Source organism: Bifidobacterium pseudolongum subsp. globosum (assembly GCF_004155535.1).
GTDB lineage: Bacteria > Actinomycetota > Actinomycetes > Actinomycetales > Bifidobacteriaceae > Bifidobacterium > Bifidobacterium pseudolongum_C.
On sequence record NZ_RYUH01000009.1, the window covers coordinates 296,839 to 314,878 of the forward strand.

Below are 18,040 nucleotides of genomic sequence, written 5' to 3' on the forward strand. Positions count from 1 at the left end.
GACATGGCAAAAGAACTGAAGGGACCGGGATTCCACCTCGACGTGCACACCGACCTGCGCGCCGACCAGAAGGCGGAGGTGCTCATCGAGGCGCTGCCGTGGCTTGAGGAATTCTATGGCAAGACGATCGTCATCAAATACGGCGGCAACGCGATGGTCGACGACCATCTCAAGGAATGCTTCGCCGAAGACATGGTGTTCCTGCGTCAGGTGGGCCTGCACCCGGTGATCGTGCACGGCGGCGGCCCGCAGATCTCGCACATGCTCAAGGCCTTGGGCATCCACTCCGAGTTCAAGGGCGGCCTGCGCGTCACGACGCCCGAGGCGATGGACGTGGTGCGCATGGTGCTCACCGGCAAGGTCTCCCGCGAGCTCGTCGGCCTGATCAACGCGCACGGGCCCCTCGCCGTTGGTCTGTCGGGTGAGGATGCCGCGCTGTTCTCCGCGATCCAACGCAAGCCGCTCATCGACGGCAAGCCCACCGACATCGGCCTGGTGGGCGACGTCGTCGGCGTCGACGCCTCGGCCGTGATCGATTTGATCAACGCCGGGCGCATCCCCGTCGTCTCGTCGGTCGCCCCGAACGAGGACGACGCCACCGAGGTGCTCAACGTCAACGCCGATTCCGCCGCGGCCGCGCTTGCCACCGCGCTCGGCGCGCACAAGCTCGTCATCCTCACGGATGTGGACGGCCTGTACGCGGACTGGCCCGACCGCAATTCGCTCATCGGCCGCATCGGCGTCGAGGACCTGCGCGACCTGCTGCCCGACCTCGAATCGGGCATGCGCCCCAAGATGGAGGCGTGCATCCGCGCCATCGACGGCGGCGTGCGCCAGGCGCACATCATCGACGGACGCAAACCACACTCCATACTCAACGAGATATTCACCTCGGCGGGCATCGGCACGATGGTCGAACCGGGTGAGGGACTGGAAATGAGGAGCTCATATGGCAACTGAGACACAGCCACTGGGGCAGGACACCGCTTGGCTCGGCAAATACGACGACGTGCACATGCACGTGTTCGGCACGCCGCTGCGCGTGCTCGACCACGGGCAGGGCATGCGCGTGTGGGACGTCGACGGCAACGAATACCTCGACTTCCTCGCGGGAATCGCGGTGAACGCGCTCGGCTACGCACACCCGGACTGGTGCGAGGCCGTCGCGCAACAGGCACAGCGCGCCGCGCACGTGAGCAACTATTTCGCGACCAAGCCGCAGATCGAACTGGCCACCAAGCTCATCGAACTCGCGGGCGCCCCGCAGGGCTCGCACGTCTACTTCGGCAATTCAGGGGCCGAGGCCAACGAGGCCGCGCTCAAGATGGCCAAGCTGTACGGCGCCACCCTGCAGACCGACGATGCGCGCCCCTACCGCATCCTCGCGCTGACCCACGGATTCCACGGGCGCACGATGGGCGCGCTTTCGGCCACCTGGAAGCCGGCGATCCGCACGTCGTTCGAGCCTCTTGTGCCGAATATCGAGTTCGTCGAGGCCAACGACCTCGACGCGATGGGCGCCGCGTTCGCCATCGATGACGGCAAAGGCCCGGTGGCCGCGGTCATCATGGAACTGATTCAGGGCGAGGCGGGCGTGCTGCCACTCGACGCCGGGTACATCCGCGGCGTGCGGGCGCTGTGCGACGAGCACAACGCCCTGATGATCGTCGACGAGGTGCAGACCGGCATGGGCCGCACCGGCGCATGGTTCGCGTTCCAGCGCGATGACCTGGGCGGCATCACCCCCGACATCGTGACCTTTGCCAAGGGCGTGGCCGGCGGATTCCCGATGGGCGGCATGATCTCGTTCGGCGAGGAGCTCTCGGCGTTGTTCTCGCCCGGCACCCATGGTTCGACGTTCGCCGGCAACCCGCTTGGCGCCGCGGCGGCCCTCGCCACCATCGGCGTGATCGAACGCGAAGGGCTTGTGGCGCAGGCGAACGAGCGCGGCGAGCAACTGCGCACGGGCATCATGGCCACCGACAACCCGCTGTTCGCGTCGGTGCGCGGCCGCGGCCTGCTCAATGCGATCGTGCTGACGCGGCCGTGTGCGCATGCCGCCGTGGGATGGGCGCTCGACCACGGTCTGATCATCAACGCGCCGTCGCCGACCGTGCTGCGTCTGGCACCGCCGTTGATCGCGGGCGAACAGGACATCAACGAGGCCATCGGCATCCTCGCCCTCATGCCGAACGATCTGGCGACCGAATAGGCGCGGGAACCGAAAAACCACCCACCATACAGCAAGGAGGCCATTATGGCGCAGCTTCGGCACATGCTTCGCGATGACGACGTCAATCACGAGGAGCAAAAGCAGATTCTGGAACTGGGCATGAAGTTCCGCGAGAACCGTTTTCACCACCGACCTTTCGAGGGGCCGCAGGGCGTGGCCGTGCTCTTCGATAAGCCGAGCACGCGCACGCGCTCGAGCTTCTCGATCGGCGTGGCCGAATTGGGCGGTTACCCGCTCGTCATCGACAAGTCCGGGTCCCAGTTGGGCCGTGGCGAGCCAATCAGCGACACGACCGAAGTGCTCACGCGCATGGCGTATGCAATCGTCTGGCGCACGTTCGAACAGTCGCGCATCGAGGAGATGGCCTCGGTGGCCACAGTGCCGGTAGTCAACGCGCTCACCGACGAATTCCACCCCTGCCAGGTGCTCGCCGACTTCCTGACCCTGGCCCAGTTCAAGGGCGGCGTCGATGCGCTCGAAGGCATGTCGATCGCGTACTTGGGCGATGCGGCGAACAACATGGCGAACTCGTACCTGCTCGCGGGCGCCGTGGCCGGCATGCATGTGGCCGTGGCCGGCCCGAACGGCTACCTGCCCGATGAGGCGATTGTGCAGGACGCCGAGGCGATCGCCGCCACGACCGGCGGCTCGATCCGCGTGACGACCAATCCGCTCGAAGCCGTGGCCGGCGCGGACTGCGTGTTCACTGACACTTGGGTCTCGATGGGCGAGGAATCGCAGTACGCCGTGCGTTCCAAGCCGTTCTGGCCCTATCAGGTCAACGAGGAGCTCATGGGGTATGCCAAGCCCGATGCGCTGTTCCAGCACTGTCTGCCCGCCTACCGCGGCAAGGAGGTGACCGCCGAGGTCATCGACGGCCCGCAGTCGGTCGTGTGGGATGAGGCCGAGAACCGGTTGCACGCGCAGAAGGCGCTGCTCACCTGGCTCATCGGCAAGCAGCGTGGCGACGAAAGCCTGCTGGTCTGATGCCGCAGGACTCCCAGCCGATGCAACGACCGGCGAGCCGCATCGCGCGCCTGAACGCGATCGAGCAGGCGCTCGAGAACAATGTGGTCACGTCGCAGGCGGAGCTCTCCGAAATCCTCAGCAGCCAGGGCATCGAGGTGACCCAAGCCACATTGAGCCGCGATCTCGACGAGATCAACGCCACGAAGACACGCCTGCCAGACGGCGTGCTCGCCTACACCGTCGGCGAGCACGCGCCGGCGGAGGCGGAGGGCCACGAGCCCGACGAGCGTGCCCAGCAGCAGATGTCGAAGGTGCTGTCGGGCATCGTCACCTCGGTGGCCCATGCGCGCAACTTCATCGTGGTGCATACCTCGTCGGGCGCCGCCCAATACGTGGCGAGCGTCATCGACCGCCACGCCGTCTCGGGCATCCTCGGCACGATCGCCGGCGACGACACCGTGCTGGTGATCTGCCAGGACGACCAGTCGGCCCTGCGGCGCAGCGCATGGCTGCTCGATATCGCGTCCAAACGCGGCTGAGCATTCGCATTGTGGGCACATCGTGTCCACAATGCATATTTATACACACTTTTGTATATACTGGCGCGTATCGCACCTGAAGAAAGGCAAGACATGAGCGATAAGAACCGTATTGTGCTCGCGTACTCCGGCGGCCTCGACACCTCCGTCGCCATCCCGTACCTCAAGGACCGCACCGGCAAAGACGTGGTGGCCGTCTCGCTCGACGTCGGCCAGGGCGGCGAAAGCCTCGAGACGATCAAGGAACGCGCGCTCGCGTGCGGCGCCGTCGAAGCGTACATCGTGGACGCACGCGACGAGTTCGCGAACGAATACTGCATGCAGGCCCTCAAGGCGAACGCCATGTACGAAGGCGTGTACCCGCTCGTCTCCGCGATCTCGCGTCCGCTGATCACCAAGCACCTGGTGCGCGCCGCACACCAGTTCGGCGCCGACACGATCGCGCACGGCTGCACCGGCAAGGGCAACGACCAGGTGCGCTTCGAGGTCTCCATCCAGTCGATCGACCCCGAGCTCAAGGCGATCAGCCCGATCCGCGACCTGTCGCTGACGCGCGACGTGGAGATCGCCTACGCCAACGACCACGACCTGCCGATCGTGCAGACCGAGAAGAGCCCGTTCTCCATCGACCAGAACGTGTGGGGCCGCGCCATTGAGACCGGCTTCCTCGAGGACCCGTGGAACGCGCCCACCAAGGACTGCTACTCGTACACCGACGACCCGGACTTCCCGCCGGTCGAAGACGAGGTCGTCATCGAATTCAAGCAGGGCGTGCCGGTCAAGATCGACGGCCGCGACGTGACCCCGCTGCAGGCGATCGAGGAGATGAACCGCCGCGCGGGCGCCCAAGGCATCGGCCGCGTCGACCTCATCGAGGACCGCCTTGTCGGCATCAAGTCCCGCGAACTCTACGAGGCGCCCGGCGCGATCGCGTTGATCACCGCGCACGAAGAGCTCGAGAACATGTGCCTCGAACGCGAACAGCACCGCATCAAGCGCGACATCGACAAGCGCTGGGCCGAGCTCGTCTACGACGCGCAGTGGTTCTCCCCGGCCGTCAAGTCGCTCAACGCGTTCATCAACGACACCCAGCAGTACGTCAACGGCGAGATCCGCATGGTGCTGCACGGCGGCCGCGCAGTCGTGGTGGGACGCCGTTCCGACAGCTCGCTGTACGACTACAACCTCGCCACCTACGATTCGGGCGACACCTTCGACCAGAACGCGTCGAACGGCTTCATCGAGATCTACGGCCTGCCCACCAAGGTGGCCGCGGCGCGCGACGTGAAGTTCGGCAACGGCATCGAAGTTCCGGACAACGACGTAGAGTAGGGCACATCACCAGGCGGTTGCATCCGCTGCACGAACAGACGGGCGGCGCGCCCGCGGCACGAGCCGCGCGCGGCCGCCCTTTTTCGGCCGGCAAGGCACCGGGAAAGAGAGGAAACCATGACCGAGGGCACCACGCACGAAGGGGAGCATCTGGCATTGTGGGGCGGGCGGTTCTCGTCCGGCCCGTCGCCCGAGCTCGCCGCGCTGAGCAAATCCACGCAGTTCGACTGGCGTCTGGCCGACGACGACATCGCGGGTTCGCGCGCACACGCCCGTGCCTTGGCCCGCGCGGGACTGCTCACCTCCGACGAGCTGCAGCGCATGGAAGCGGCGCTCAACGAGCTGCAATACCGCGTGGACACCGGCGCGTTCGCACCGGTCGAGGACGACGAGGACGAAGCGACCGCGCTCGAACGCGGCCTGCTGGAGATCGCCGGCGACGAGCTGGGCGGCAAACTGCGCGCCGGCCGTTCGCGCAACGACCAGATCGCCGCGCTGATCCGCATGTGGCTGCGCCGCCAGTCGCGCGTCATCGCCAACCAACTGCTCGACCTGTGCATGGCGCTCATCGACCAGTCCCTCAAAGCCGGCCGCACCGTGATGCCCGGCCGCACCCACATGCAGCACGCCCAGCCTGTGCTGCTCGCGCACCAGCTCATGGCGCACGTGTGGCCGCTGCTGCGCGACGTGGACCGCCTGCGCGACTGGGACCGGCGCATTGATGCGAGTCCCTACGGCTCCGGTGCGCTCGCCGGCAACACGCTCGGCCTCGAACCGGTGGCCGTGGCACGCGAACTGGGGTTCACGACCGTCACCGAAAACTCCATCGACGGCACCGCAAGCCGCGACCTCGTGGCGGAGTTCTCGTTCGTCGCGGCTATGGCCGGCGTCGACATCAGCCGCCTGTCCGAGGAGATCATCATCTGGAACACGCAGGAGTTCGCCTTCGTGCGGCTCGACGACGCGTACTCGACCGGCTCCTCGATCATGCCGCAGAAGAAGAACCCCGACATCGCCGAACTCGCGCGCGGCAAGGCCGGACGCCTCATCGGCGACCTGACCGGCCTGCTCGCCACGCTCAAAGGCCTGCCCACCGCGTACGCGCGCGATCTGCAGGAAGACAAAGAGGCCGTGTTCGACCAGGTCGACACACTCGAAGTGCTGCTGCCCGCGTTCACCGGCATGGTGGCCACGATGACCTTCGACGCCGCCCGCCTGGAGGCCGAAGCGCCGACCGGTTTCGCGCTCGCCACCGACATCGCCGAGTGGCTCGTCAAGCAGGGCGTGCCGTTCCGCCACGCCCATGAGCTTTCCGGCGCATGCGTCAAGATCGCCGAAGGCCGCGGCGAAGAGCTGTGGGACCTGACCGACGACGATTTCATCGAGGTGTTCCGCGAATTCCTGCCCGCCGAACAGGCCGTGGGCGTGCGCGAAGTGCTTTCCACCGAAGGCTCGGTCGCCGCGCGCGCCGGCAAGGGCGGCACCGCGCCGACCCGTGTGCGCGAGCAGATCGTCTCCGCCAAATCCGCTGTCGAACAGCTGCGCACGTATTTCCACGCGAGCAGCGACGGCACAGCGTATGTCTCGCCCGAGGCAATCGTCAAACTGCACGACGCCGACCAGGCGTGACGCGTCCGGTGTGGCGGCAGCCGCGCATACCGCCGCCACACCGGCTGCAATCCGTGTGCGCAGGCAGGGGGAGTTGTGCTCAGCAGACGCGCGATCGACCGCATCGTGCGCCATTACGGCGCCGACATCCTGACGCATGAGCATATGGAGGTGGAGCGCCGCGCGTACCAGCACGGCAACGTGACGACCTACGAGCATTCGGTGCGCGTCGCGCGTCTGGCTGTGTGGCTCGCCGACCGCCTGCGCCTGTGGCGGCGCGTGGACCTGCGCTCACTGGTGCGCGCCGCCCTGCTCCACGACTATTTCCTGTACGATTGGCATGAGCACGACGACGGCACACACCGCTGGCATGGGTTCAGGCACCCGGCCACGGCCGAACGCAATGCGCGCACCGATTTCGCCATCGACGACGTGGTGGCCAACAGCATCCGCACACACATGTTCCCGCTCACGCCGGTTCCACCGCGCCATGTGGAAGGCTGGCTCGTCTCCGCCGCCGACAAAATCAGCGCGACCGCCGAGACGTTCTCGCCCGACCGCTTCGCAAAACCCCGCGGCAAAGGCCGGTGAGTGTCTGCGAGCCGTGCGACACTGGGAACCGGCCGGGGCCGTGCTATGCACGCGCCCCGCGTAGACATACGTCAGATTCAGGAGAACATTAGGCATGGCTCACGTCATCGATTACAAGGAAGCCGGATTCGATTCGGTACTGGATGAATTGGAATGGCGCGGGTTGATTTCCCAGTCGACCGACCGGGAACGACTCGCAGAGACGCTCGATGGAGATCCGATCACCTATTACTGCGGGTTCGACCCCACCGCGCCGTCACTGCACATCGGCAACCTCGTGCAGCTCATCATCATGCGCCACCTGCAGGCGGCCGGGCACCACCCGATCGCGCTCGTGGGCGGCGCCACCGGCCTGATCGGCGACCCGCGCCAGTCAGGTGAGCGCGTGCTCAACTCCAAGGACATCGTGGCCGGCTGGTGCGACCGCCTGCGCGCGCAGATCGGCGAAGTGCTCGTGCAGGACGGCGCCAACCCGGTGCGCTTTGTCTCAAACTACGACTGGACGGCGTCGATGAACGTCATCGACTTCCTGCGCGACGTGGGCAAGAACTTCCGTCTGGGCACGATGCTCTCCAAGGACATCGTGGCACGCCGCCTCAATTCGGAGGAAGGCATCTCATTCACCGAGTTCAGCTACCAGGTGCTCCAAGGCAACGACTACCTGCACCTGTACGACAATTTCGACTGCGAGCTCGAGCTCGGCGGATCCGACCAGTGGGGCAACCTCACGTCGGGCCTCGACCTGATCCACAAGGTGCGTGGTGTCAATGTGAACGTCATGGCCAGTCCGATCATCACCGACGCCAATGGCAAGAAATTCGGCAAGTCCGAAGGCAACGCCGTGTGGCTCGACCCCACGATGCTCAGCCCGTACCGGTTCTACCAGTTCTGGATCAACCGCCCGGACGCTGAGATGGAAAGCCTGCTCAAGGCCTTCACGTTCCTGCCGAAGCAGGAGATCGAACGCCTCATGGAGAGCACCGCCACGAACCCGGGCGCCCGCGAGGCCCAGCGTGTGCTCGCATGGGAGGTCACGAGCCTCGTGCACGGCGAGGACGCCACACGGCAGGCCATCGAGGCGTCCGCGGCGCTTTTCGGACGTGGCGGCGACCTGGCGGCCATCGGAGTGGACACGCTTGAAGCGGCACTCGACGGCCTCAAGGTCGAGAACGAAGATGGAGCCAAGGTCTTCGCCACGGCCACGGCCGGCGAGCGTGTGAGCGAGGCCGGCGTGCGTGCCGGGTTGTTCAAGTCGATCTCCGAAGCACGCAAGACAATCGCCTCGGGCGGCGTATACCTCAACAATGCGCGCGTGGAGGACCAGGAGCGCCTGCTGGGCGCCGACGACTTCCTGCAGGGGCGGTTCGCGCTCATCCGCCGCGGCAAGAAGGCGCTCGGCGTGGTGGAGCTCGGCTGAGTTTACGCTATCGCCCCAATGCGCCGCGTCGACGCTGGCGAGCGATTACACTGAAGACACAAGAACGGATGAGGCGGGCGCACGGCCCGCCTCTCGAATGCAAAGGGCATAGAATGGCAGACGAACGCGGATCCCAGCATCAATCACACGGGTCGAACCGCCGGTACGGGTCGAACAATTCCGGCAAGCGCAAGGGCTACGGCCAGCGCAAGGGCCAAGGCGGCGGATCGTTCCACCGCGGCGGCTCCCAGCACCGCAACCGCGACTTCCACCGTGACGGCGAACGCGGTGAGTTCCGCCAGGACGGCGAACGCCGCCAGCGTTTCCACCGCGACGGCGAGTCGGGCGGTTCGCGCGGCTACCGTTCGGGCGACCGCAGGGACCGCAACAACCACGGCAACGGCCAGCGCCGTGATTTCCATCGTGGCGACCGCAGGGATTTCCGCCGTGACGACCGCCGTGACGGTGAGCGCCGTGACTTCCACCACGACGGCGACCGCAGGGATTTCCGCCGTGATGACCGCCGTGATGGCGACCGCAGGGACTTCCGTCGCGATGACCGCCGCAACAACCATCATGACGACCGTCGTGGGGACCGCAGGGATTTCCGCCGTGACGACCGTCGTGGGGACCGCTTCAACCACCATGACGACAAGCGCCGTGAATACATGTCGAAGTCGCGCAAGAACTCCGATGGCACGGTCAGCTTCCCCTCGCAGAACCCTTACACCGACCGTCGTCCGGGGGAGCCGGTCATGCCCAAGGGGCTGGAATGGAACATGCTGAGCAAGGACGAGCGCGAACGTCTGCGCGGCCTGTCGAAGGAGCATGCCGAGAACATCGGCCTGCACATCCTGGCCGCGTACACGCTTGAGGCCGACGACCCGAAGGCGGCGCTCGAGCACGCCAAGTGGGTGGCCAAGCAGGCGTCGCGCATCGATTTCGCCCGCGAGACGCTCGCGATGGTGGCCTACCGCAACGGCGACTACAAGCTCGCGTTGCGCGAGTTCCGCACGGCGTTCCGCATGAACGGCTACTTGGATTACCTGCCGTTCATGGCGGATTGCGAGCGTGGGCTCGAACAGCCCAAGAAGGCGATCGACATCGCGCTGTCCGACGACGCCAAGCACCTGACCGGCGAACCGAAGGCCGAGATGTTCCTCGTGTACGCCGGCGCGCTCGCCGATCTGGGCATGTGGGACCAGGCGATCGAGGTCGTGTCGAAGCTGGTGCACGCCAAGGGTCTGGCGGGGGAGTACCGCATGCGCGCCGCACAGGCCGAACAATACTTCCTCGAGCAGTCCGGCCGCTCCGACGAGGCTGTGGCGATGGATGAGCTCATCGACGACCTGGAGGCGAAGTACGCCGACGTCGAAGAGGATGAGACGAGCGACGACTTCGTGGTCGACTACGACGTGGAGGACCTGCCCGAAGACCTGCAAGCCAAGCTCGGCGTGACCGAGGACGACGCGCAGTACGCGCCGTTCGACGACGAGGATGGTGTGAACATGGACGACGAGACGCGCCTGCCGGAAGAGGAGCAGCGCGAAGGCGCCGCGATGGACATTGAACCCGCCGAGATGGAGGAACGCAACGAACGCCGTGACGAGGAAGGCGTGATGGCCGACCCCGACCTGACCGACGTCGCTGAGGACTTCAACGAGGAGGACGCCCAGATCGGCGATGACGAAGAGCAGATCGACAGCGAAACGGAGTGACCCCACGTGCTGAAAGCCACCACGACCGCGCTCAGTGAGACCTACCGTCTGGCGCTGCTGGACCTTGACGGCGTCGTCTATTACGGCAAGCAGCCGGTGCCGCACGCCAGTGCGAGCATCACCGAAGCCCAGCGGCTCGGCATGACAATCGAGTACACCACGAACAACTCCTCGCGCATGCAGGGCGTGGTGGCCGGTCAACTCCATGGGTTCGGGCTGGATGTGCAGCCGTGGCAGGTGATCACCTCGTCGGTCGTCGCCGCGCGCATGGTGGCGCGCCATGTGCCCGCGGGGGCACGCGTACTCGTGGTGGGCGCCGACCATCTGCGTGACGAAGTGGCCAAGCAGGGCCTCGTCATCGTCGACAATGCCAAGGACGACCCCGCTGCGGTCATCCAAGGCTGGTACCCGCAGATGACATGGCAGCAGATGGCCGAAGCCGCGTATGCGGTCGAGGCGGGCGCCCAGTATTTCGTGACGAATCGTGACCTCACGATTCCCCGTGAACAGGGCATTGCACCGGGCTGCGGCTCGATGATCCAGGCCGTCGTCAACGCCACCGGCGTCGAACCGTTGGCCTCGGCGGGCAAACCCGAGTCGGCGATGTACGACGAGGCGCGCATGCTCGCCGCCCATGATGGTGAGACGATGGTGTCGGTCGCGCAGAGCTTGGCCATCGGCGACCGCTTGGACACCGACATCGAGGCCGGCAACCGCGGCGGTTATGATTCGTTGCTCGTGCTCACCGGCGTGACCGACGAACGGCTGCTCATGTGTGCCCCGGCCGCATTGCGCCCCACGTACATCGCCCGTGACCTGCGCGGACTGAATGTGCCCCACCCGGGCGTCGAACGGCTCGCGGACGGCGACTGGCGTTGTGGCGGCATGACCGCCACATGGCGCGACGGCGCCGTCGCCGTCAGCGACACGACGAGCATCGACGCGTTGCGCGCCGCATGCGCCCTGATCTGGGACCGCATGGACAACGGCGTCGACGTCGAGGGCGCCTCCCTGCCGCAGTTCCATCTCGACGACTGACCGGCGGGCATGGCGGGGATGGAACGGCTTGACGCATACATGGCACGGTGTGCGCTGGCGCCGTCGCGCGCCAAGGCGCAACGCCTCATCCGAGACGGCTCCGTGTTCGTTGACGGCGTGTGCGTGCGCAAGCCGTCGGCACCTGTGCCCGGCGGAGCGCATGTCGATGTACGCGGCGCCGACGATTACGTCTCCCGTGGAGCCTACAAACTGCTCGGCGCGTTCAGTGCGTTCGCATCCCACGGTCTACAGCCGCCCGAGGGCCTCGATTGCCTCGACATCGGCGCGTCCACCGGCGGGTTCTGCGACGTGCTGCTGCGCGGCGGCGCCCGGCGCGTCATCGCGCTCGACGTGGGCCATGGGCAGCTCGATGCGCGCATCGCCGCCGACCCGCGCATCACGGAGATGAGCGGCGTCAATATCCGCGACGTCGAACCGGAGGACCTGCCGTTCGCGCCGCAGATGGTCGTGTCGGACGTCTCGTTCATCTCACTGACGTATGTGCTGCCGGTCGTCGCGCGCATCACCGCACCAGGCGCGGCGGTGGTCATGCTGGTCAAACCGCAGTTCGAAGTCGGCAGGCAGGGGCTCGGCAAACACGGCATCGTCACCGACCCGCAGCTGCGCACACGCGCGTTGGGCGGTGTGGTGCACTGCGCGCGCGAATGCGGGCTGGATGTTGTGGCGACCGCCGTCTCGCCGATCGAAGGCACACACGGCAACGTCGAATACCTCATGTACGCGCGTGCCCGCTCCTGAAACCGTCTGCGTCAGCCGCGGATGAAGTGGTCGATCTGGTCCTGCTTGCCCATGATGATCAGTTCGTCGTTGCGGTGCAGTTCCAGATTGTTCGACGCGTACTGGAACTCATGGCCGGGGGATTTGACGCCGACGATCGTCACACCGTAGCGGTCGTGGATCTTCGCGTCGCCGATCGTATAGCCCACGAACTGCGCGGGCGTGTGGATCTTGACGACGTTGTACGCGCCTTCGAGCTCGATGTAGTCGAGGTAGTTGCCCGATACAAGATGCCCCACACGCTTCCCCGCGTCGGTTTCGGCGTTGATGATGTGGCGTGCGCCGATGCGCTGCAGGATGCGCGCGTGCTCCTTCGACACCGATTTGGCCCAGATGTCGGAGATGCCGGCGTCGAGCAGGTTGCCCGCGGTGATCACAGACGCCTCGACGCTGTCGCCGATCGCCACGACCGCGGTGTCGAAGTCCGCGGCGTTGAGCTGTTCGAGCGCCAGCACGTCGGTCATGTCGGCCTGCACAGTGGGGATCTGCGATGACCAGCGGTTCACGAGCTCGGGGTCGCGGTCCACGGCCAGCACGTCCTGGCCCATCGCGTCGAGCGTGGTGGCCACCGCGCTGCCAAAACGGCCGAGTCCCACCACGAGTACACTGCGGTTGTCCGCCATGGTTACCTCCTGCAAGTTGTGGGTGGATGATGATGAAGAACGATCGGTTGGTATTGGTGTGTGGTGTGTGGCCGCTTGTCAGCCCACCACGATCTGGTCGGTGGGGTAGCGCACCACGTCAAGCTGTTTGGGCCGGCTCACCGCGTAGGCGAGCGTCATCGGGCCCAGCCGGCCTACGACCATCGTCACGGCGAGCACGTAGAGCGCCGCATCGCTGCCTTCCTGTGCCACACCCACCGAATAGCCTCCCAGGCCGAATGCCGAGCATGCGTCGAACAGCGCATGGCTGAACGAGGCGTCGGTGATGAGCATGAGCGACATCGAGGCCACGAGCACGAGTGCGAAGCATGCGGTGGTGATGCTGACGGCCGTCATGATCACATGCGTGTGGATACGCCGGTGGAACGCGTTCACGTCGTTGTGCCCGGTGAACGCGGCCTTGCACACCAGCAGGATCACGGCGAAGGTCGTGACGCGGATGCCGCCGGCCGTGGAGGTGCTGCCGCCGCCGATGAACATGACGAAGCTCATGAACACCTTCGTCGCCTCGCTCACCTGCGGCACCCACGAGAGGTCGAAGCCGCTGCTGCGGGGCATCACCGCGGCCACCATGGCGCGGCGCATGCGCGTCTCCACATCGGCGTGTTTGAACAGCGCTGGATTGTCCCATTCCACGGCCAGGAACCAGATGAGCGACAGCAGCACGATCGCGAACGTGGTGATGAGGGTGACCTTGGTGTGCAGGTTCCAGCGTTTGGGCGGCTGATGGCGGCGTGTACAGCGGAAGATGTTGAGGATGACGGGGAAGCCGAGCGTACCGCAGAACGCGGAGAGCATGATCGGCATGCCCACGGCCCAGTTGTTCACATACAGCCCCGCGCCGTCGGGGGTGAACCCCGCGTTGTTGTACGCCATGACGGCGAAGAACAACGATTCCCACAGGGTGTGCCCCACCGATCCCTTGTTCACATGGAGCAGGCCGGGGAACAGTGCGATGAACGTGATGATCTCGATGACGAATGTGGTGGTGAGCACGACCGTCAGAACGCCTTTGATCTCGCTGAGCTTGTCGGTGCCGAGCTCGGAGGCGGTCAGCAGGCGTTGCATGGCCTTGAGATGGTGGTTGACGGCGAGCGCGATGAGCGAGGCGAAGGTCATGACGCCCAAGCCGCCCATCTGCACGGAGATGATCAGCACAGCCTGGCCGAACATGGACCAGTGGCTCGTGGTGTTCACGATGGAGATGCCACATGTCGACAGCGCGCTGACCGCGGTGAAGAACGCAGTGGAGAACGACGTGGACTGGCCCTCCTGTGTGGAGATGGGCAAGAGCAGCAGCGACGTGGACAGGCACACCAGCACGACGAAGTAGATGATCGTCAGCCGGCCGGGGTGTGAGTTGATCCGGTAGGTCAATGAGCGCCGGATCGGTCTGCGTTCCTCGGCGGCGGCTTTCTCGAACGTGTCGCCCGAGAACCACCAGGCATAGCCTTGTGAAGCGTCGCTGTTCGACGCAGATTCGTCGAACAGGAGATTCGCCATGCTGCCTCCCCGTCAATGCCGTGTACACGATGTGTTCCTACGTAGCCATTGTAGAGCCACGAGCGACTTCACGGCGCCTGTTCGCGCATCGCTGGGCGATTGGCATGGGATGGCCGATACGAGGCGTCGACTACCATGGTGGCGTACACCCACGCGAGAAACGGAGCGGCCATGACCAAGACGCGGCATGCCATTGTCGTCACACACGAGCGTCTCATGCACCGGGGGGTTGTGGTGCAGGGCGCGGTCGGGCAATTGCAGGAGGCCGGGTTCGACGTGCAGGTCATCGACCGGCTCGACGTGCCCGAATTCGGCCATCCGTGCGAACGGGTGCCCGAAGACACCGAGATCGTCGTCGTTCTGGGAGGCGACGGCACGATCCTGCGCGCCGCCGAGCTTGTGCACTGCACGGGCGTGCCGATCATCGGCATCAACATGGGTCATGTGGGTTTTTTGGCCGAATTCGAAAGCTTCCAGATCCACGATGCGATCCGGCGCATCGTCGGACGCGACTACAACATCGACGAACGCATGATCGCGCATGTGGATGTCTGGCTGCCCGGCGCGCCCGAACCGTTGCGCGACTGGGCGCTCAACGACATCACGATCGAACGCGCCGACCGCGGCAAGATGGTCGAGCTGTCGATCGGCGTGGACGGTGTGGAGATGAGCTCGTTCGGCTGTGACGGCATCATCTTCTCGACACCCACCGGTTCGACCGCCTACGCGTTCTCCGCCGGCGGCCCGGTGATCTGGCCCGACGTGCAGGCCCTGCTCATGGTGCCGCTCGCCGCGCATGCGCTGTTCGCCCGCCCGATCGTCATCGGCTCCGACTCCTCGTTCTCGCTGCGCATCGACGATGATTCCACATCCGAAGGGTGGATCTGCTGCGATGGCCGTCGCCAGCGCGCGCTGCCCAAAGGCACGCGCGTCTCGATCCGCCAATCGGCCGCGCGCCTGCGTTTGGCACGCTTGTCGGACGCGCCGTTCACCAACCGGCTCGTCACGAAATTCAACCTGCCGGTCGTCGGGTGGCGCGACCGCCACGCCCCCGAGGCCAACACGTCGTTGCGCGGCCAGGGCGACGCCGACGACCCGGACTACGATGCCTGACGCCGCACACTGCCGCACATCCTGCACACCCGACACCCACACAAGGAACCGGTGACCCCACTTTGCTTGAAGAACTCGAACTACGAGACCTAGGGCCCATCCACACCGCAACCATCAACCCCCACGCCGGCATGACGGCGATCACCGGTGAGACCGGCGCCGGCAAATCCATGCTCCTATCCGCGCTCAACATGGTCTGCGGCGCCCCGGCCGACCCCACGCGCGTCGCTACCGGCACGACGGCCGCATGGGCGCAGGCGATCTTCACGCTGCCCGCCGATTCGCCGGCCGTGCCACTGCTCGACGACGCCGGCATCAGCATCGTCGACAACGAGGTGTTCCTTGCACGCACGGTGCCGGCGCATGGCCGTTCACGTGCCGTCATCTGCGGCAAAACGGTGCCGCGCTCACTGTTGGGCGCTGTGTGTGCCGAACTCATCACCGTCCATGGGCAGGCCGACCAGCTGCGGTTCGCCACCGCGGCCCGGCAGCGCGCGTTCCTGGACCGGTTCGCCGCCGACGGTGACCTGCTCCATGCTTACGCGCGCGCCTACGCCGCCTACCGTGAGGCGGAGGACCATCTGCACCGCATCGAATCGCAGGAGGCGTCGATGCGCCAGCAGGCGGACTACCTGCGCGAATCGATTGCGCGCATAGACCGCATCGACCCGCAGGCCGGCGAACTCGACGAGCTCAAGGCGCGCCGCACCCGCATCGAAAACGCGGCGCGCGTCAATGCCGGCGTCGCCCAGGCGCTTGGCGCACTCGACGCGGCCCAGAACGGCGAAGGCATGGAACTGCCGGGCGCGTGCGACCTCGTGCAGCGCGCCGCCGACGCCCTGCGAGCGCTCGGATTCGACGACGGTCTGCGCCAGTGCGCCGACCGCCTGGACGCCGTGGGCACCGAACTCGCCGACGTGGTGTTCACACTCACGCGGCAGCTCGACAGCGAAGGCGGCCCCGAAGAACTCGACGCGCTCAACGGGCGCATCCACGAGCTCGACGAACTGACACGCCGGTGGGGGCCGACGCTCGCCGACGTGCTCGCCTGGCGCGAACGGTCGCGGTTCGAACTCGAGGACCTCGACGATTCACCCGAACGGCTCGCCCAATTGCGCGCCGAACGCGACGCGCTCGCCGAGGCGGCGCTGCATGCGGCGAAACGGCTCACCAAGGCGCGGCGCACAGCCGCAGACGCATTGTGCCAAGCGGTCGCGGGCGAACTCGGGCAGCTGGCGATGGATGGCGCGGTGCTCTCGATCCGCGTGCAGCCGCGCAGTGGCGACGGCGCGCTCGACGCGCACGGCATCGACGACATCGTGTTCCTGTTCACACCGTTCCCGGGCGCCGAGCCGATGCCGATGGGCGCAAGCGCGTCGGGCGGCGAACTGAGCCGGCTCATGCTCGCGCTCGAACTGTCCGCGGCGGGCCATGGCGCGTCGGGGGAGCAGGGCGCGCCGATGACGTTCATCTTCGACGAGGTCGACGCCGGCGTGGGCGGGCGCACCGCGGTGGAACTCGGGCGGCGCTTGGCGCGCCTCGCCCGGCACGCGCAGGTCATCGTCGTCACGCATCTGCCGCAGGTGGCCTCGTGGGCCCAACGCCAGTATGTGGTGAGCAAGGGCACCGATGGCGAGGGGCGCACAGGCACGAGCGTGCGCGAAGTGCAGGGGAGCGCACGCGTCGAGGAGATCGCGCGCATGCTCGCCGGCGACACGACGCGCACATCGCTCGACCATGCGCGTGAGCTGCTCGATGCCTCGCGCTTGGACAACGACAACACCGATGCGGTAGCAGGAGGCAGGGCACATGACGACTGACGAAAACCTCGGCAAGGCCGCGATCTTCGACCTGGACGGCACCTTGCTCGATTCGATGGGCGTCTGGGACCAGATCGATGCCGCGTTCCTGGCGAAACGCGGCATCACCGTGCCCGACGACTACATGGAGACCGTCACGGCGATGCAGTTCCGTGAGATCGCGCGCTATACGATCGACCGGTTCAGCTTGGACGACACCGAGGACGGACTGATGGCCGAATGGGACCGCATGGCGCATGACGCGTATACGAGCGTCGTGCAGCCCAAGGCGCATGCGCTCGACTATCTGCGCTACCTCAAAGACACCGGCGCCAGACTTGCGGTGGCCACGACGATGCCCGCCGGACTGCGCGCGCCGGCGCTTGGGCACGCCGGCATGCTCGACCTGTTCGACGCCATCGTCGGCGTCGACGATGTGGGGCGCGGCAAGGAGCACCCCGACATCTATCTGGAGGCCGCCGCGCGTGTCGGTGTGCCGGCCCATGCGGCCACCGTATTCGAGGACCTGCTTGCGGGCGTGCAATCGGCGGCCGGGGCCGGCATGCATGTGTGGGGTGTCTACGACGAGTCGTCCGCACAATCCTGGCCGGCGATCCAATCCATTGCGCAAGGCGTCCTCAACGACTTCGCGCAGGCGCCACGTCCGCTCGCCTGAACAATGTGTTGGCCCCCATCGCCATATGGCGATGGGGGCCAACA

16 protein-coding genes are annotated in these 18,040 nt (G+C 66.3%); 14 read left to right on the top strand and 2 right to left on the bottom strand.

The features are described 5' to 3' along the window. Positions 1-3 precede the first annotated feature (3 nt). The 11 genes from argB (at position 4) to PG2093B_RS03990 (ending at position 12,204) form a co-directional block, all read left to right on the top strand. Positions 4-960: an acetylglutamate kinase gene (argB, locus tag PG2093B_RS03940; protein ID WP_022857671.1), complete on the top strand. Its 957-nt coding sequence runs from the start codon at positions 4-6 to the stop codon at positions 958-960. Then, positions 950-2,212: an acetylornithine transaminase gene (locus PG2093B_RS03945; RefSeq protein ID WP_129897387.1), complete on the top strand. Its 1,263-nt coding sequence runs from the start codon at positions 950-952 to the stop codon at positions 2,210-2,212. Before argB ends, PG2093B_RS03945 begins: the two co-directional genes overlap by 11 nt. Before the next feature lie 42 nt (positions 2,213-2,254). Then, positions 2,255-3,220, top strand: a complete 966-nt coding sequence (argF, locus tag PG2093B_RS03950) for an ornithine carbamoyltransferase (RefSeq protein WP_129897388.1) — start codon at positions 2,255-2,257, stop codon at positions 3,218-3,220. Further along, positions 3,220-3,741: an arginine repressor gene (gene argR / locus PG2093B_RS03955; protein ID WP_129897389.1), complete on the top strand. Its 522-nt coding sequence runs from the start codon at positions 3,220-3,222 to the stop codon at positions 3,739-3,741. Before argF ends, argR begins: the two co-directional genes overlap by 1 nt. A gap of 93 nt (positions 3,742-3,834) precedes the next feature. After that, entirely contained in the window at positions 3,835-5,073 is a 1,239-nt protein-coding gene (locus PG2093B_RS03960) for an argininosuccinate synthase (RefSeq protein WP_033488250.1), read from the top strand. A gap of 117 nt (positions 5,074-5,190) precedes the next feature. Beyond that, on the top strand, positions 5,191-6,702 hold the full coding sequence (gene argH / locus PG2093B_RS03965) for an argininosuccinate lyase (RefSeq protein ID WP_120358998.1): 1,512 nt from the start codon (positions 5,191-5,193) through the stop codon (positions 6,700-6,702). A 75-nt stretch (positions 6,703-6,777) separates the two neighbouring features. Then, positions 6,778-7,272 (top strand): HD domain-containing protein, encoded by a 495-nt coding sequence (locus tag PG2093B_RS03970; protein WP_242502817.1) that lies wholly within the window; start codon positions 6,778-6,780, stop codon positions 7,270-7,272. A gap of 94 nt (positions 7,273-7,366) precedes the next feature. Then, complete coding sequence (gene tyrS / locus PG2093B_RS03975) at positions 7,367-8,689, top strand: tyrosine--tRNA ligase (RefSeq protein ID WP_129897390.1); 1,323 nt, start codon at positions 7,367-7,369, stop codon at positions 8,687-8,689. A 113-nt stretch (positions 8,690-8,802) separates the two neighbouring features. Next, entirely contained in the window at positions 8,803-10,407 is a 1,605-nt protein-coding gene (locus PG2093B_RS03980) for a tetratricopeptide repeat protein (RefSeq protein WP_129897391.1), read from the top strand. A 6-nt stretch (positions 10,408-10,413) separates the two neighbouring features. Continuing rightward, positions 10,414-11,445, top strand: a complete 1,032-nt coding sequence (locus tag PG2093B_RS03985; RefSeq protein WP_129897392.1) for an HAD-IIA family hydrolase — start codon at positions 10,414-10,416, stop codon at positions 11,443-11,445. A gap of 18 nt (positions 11,446-11,463) precedes the next feature. Continuing rightward, positions 11,464-12,204 (top strand): TlyA family RNA methyltransferase, encoded by a 741-nt coding sequence (locus PG2093B_RS03990; RefSeq protein WP_129897393.1) that lies wholly within the window; start codon positions 11,464-11,466, stop codon positions 12,202-12,204. A gap of 11 nt (positions 12,205-12,215) precedes the next feature. Here the strand turns inward: PG2093B_RS03990 and PG2093B_RS03995 are convergent, their stop codons facing one another. Together PG2093B_RS03995 and PG2093B_RS04000 are read right to left on the bottom strand one after the other, a co-directional pair. Next, complete coding sequence (locus PG2093B_RS03995; protein WP_129897394.1) at positions 12,216-12,866, bottom strand: potassium channel family protein; 651 nt, start codon at positions 12,864-12,866, stop codon at positions 12,216-12,218. Positions 12,867-12,944: 78 nt separating this feature from the next. Beyond that, positions 12,945-14,408: a TrkH family potassium uptake protein gene (locus PG2093B_RS04000; RefSeq protein ID WP_129897395.1), complete on the bottom strand. Its 1,464-nt coding sequence runs from the start codon at positions 14,406-14,408 to the stop codon at positions 12,945-12,947. A gap of 171 nt (positions 14,409-14,579) precedes the next feature. Between PG2093B_RS04000 and PG2093B_RS04005 the strand changes: the two genes are divergently transcribed. From PG2093B_RS04005 to PG2093B_RS04015, 3 genes are all read left to right on the top strand, one after another. Continuing rightward, complete coding sequence (locus PG2093B_RS04005) at positions 14,580-15,521, top strand: NAD kinase (RefSeq protein WP_129897396.1); 942 nt, start codon at positions 14,580-14,582, stop codon at positions 15,519-15,521. A gap of 62 nt (positions 15,522-15,583) precedes the next feature. After that, positions 15,584-17,341 carry a DNA repair protein RecN gene (gene recN / locus PG2093B_RS04010; protein ID WP_129897397.1) on the top strand — a complete coding sequence of 586 codons (1,758 nt, stop codon included), beginning with the start codon at positions 15,584-15,586 and terminating at the stop codon, positions 17,339-17,341. Continuing rightward, entirely contained in the window at positions 17,331-17,996 is a 666-nt protein-coding gene (locus PG2093B_RS04015; RefSeq protein ID WP_129897398.1) for an HAD family hydrolase, read from the top strand. Before recN ends, PG2093B_RS04015 begins: the two co-directional genes overlap by 11 nt. Positions 17,997-18,040: the final 44 nt, after the last annotated feature.

Excerpts from the sequence above, each read along its gene's own strand:
- PG2093B_RS04000 (WP_129897395.1), bottom strand. The coding sequence starts at position 14,408 with ATGGCGAATCTCCTGTTCGACGAATCTGCGTCGAACAGCGACGCTTCA.
- PG2093B_RS04005 (WP_129897396.1), top strand. The coding sequence starts at position 14,580 with ATGACCAAGACGCGGCATGCCATTGTCGTCACACACGAGCGTCTCATG.
- argR (WP_129897389.1), top strand. The coding sequence starts at position 3,220 with ATGCCGCAGGACTCCCAGCCGATGCAACGACCGGCGAGCCGCATCGCG.
- PG2093B_RS03995 (WP_129897394.1), bottom strand. The coding sequence starts at position 12,866 with ATGGCGGACAACCGCAGTGTACTCGTGGTGGGACTCGGCCGTTTTGGC.
- argH (WP_120358998.1), top strand. The coding sequence starts at position 5,191 with ATGACCGAGGGCACCACGCACGAAGGGGAGCATCTGGCATTGTGGGGC.
- PG2093B_RS03945 (WP_129897387.1), top strand. The coding sequence starts at position 950 with ATGGCAACTGAGACACAGCCACTGGGGCAGGACACCGCTTGGCTCGGC.
- tyrS (WP_129897390.1), top strand. The coding sequence starts at position 7,367 with ATGGCTCACGTCATCGATTACAAGGAAGCCGGATTCGATTCGGTACTG.
- PG2093B_RS03990 (WP_129897393.1), top strand. The coding sequence starts at position 11,464 with ATGGAACGGCTTGACGCATACATGGCACGGTGTGCGCTGGCGCCGTCG.
- argB (WP_022857671.1), top strand. The coding sequence starts at position 4 with ATGGCAAAAGAACTGAAGGGACCGGGATTCCACCTCGACGTGCACACC.
- PG2093B_RS04015 (WP_129897398.1), top strand. The coding sequence starts at position 17,331 with ATGACGACTGACGAAAACCTCGGCAAGGCCGCGATCTTCGACCTGGAC.
- PG2093B_RS03980 (WP_129897391.1), top strand. The coding sequence starts at position 8,803 with ATGGCAGACGAACGCGGATCCCAGCATCAATCACACGGGTCGAACCGC.
- PG2093B_RS03960 (WP_033488250.1), top strand. The coding sequence starts at position 3,835 with ATGAGCGATAAGAACCGTATTGTGCTCGCGTACTCCGGCGGCCTCGAC.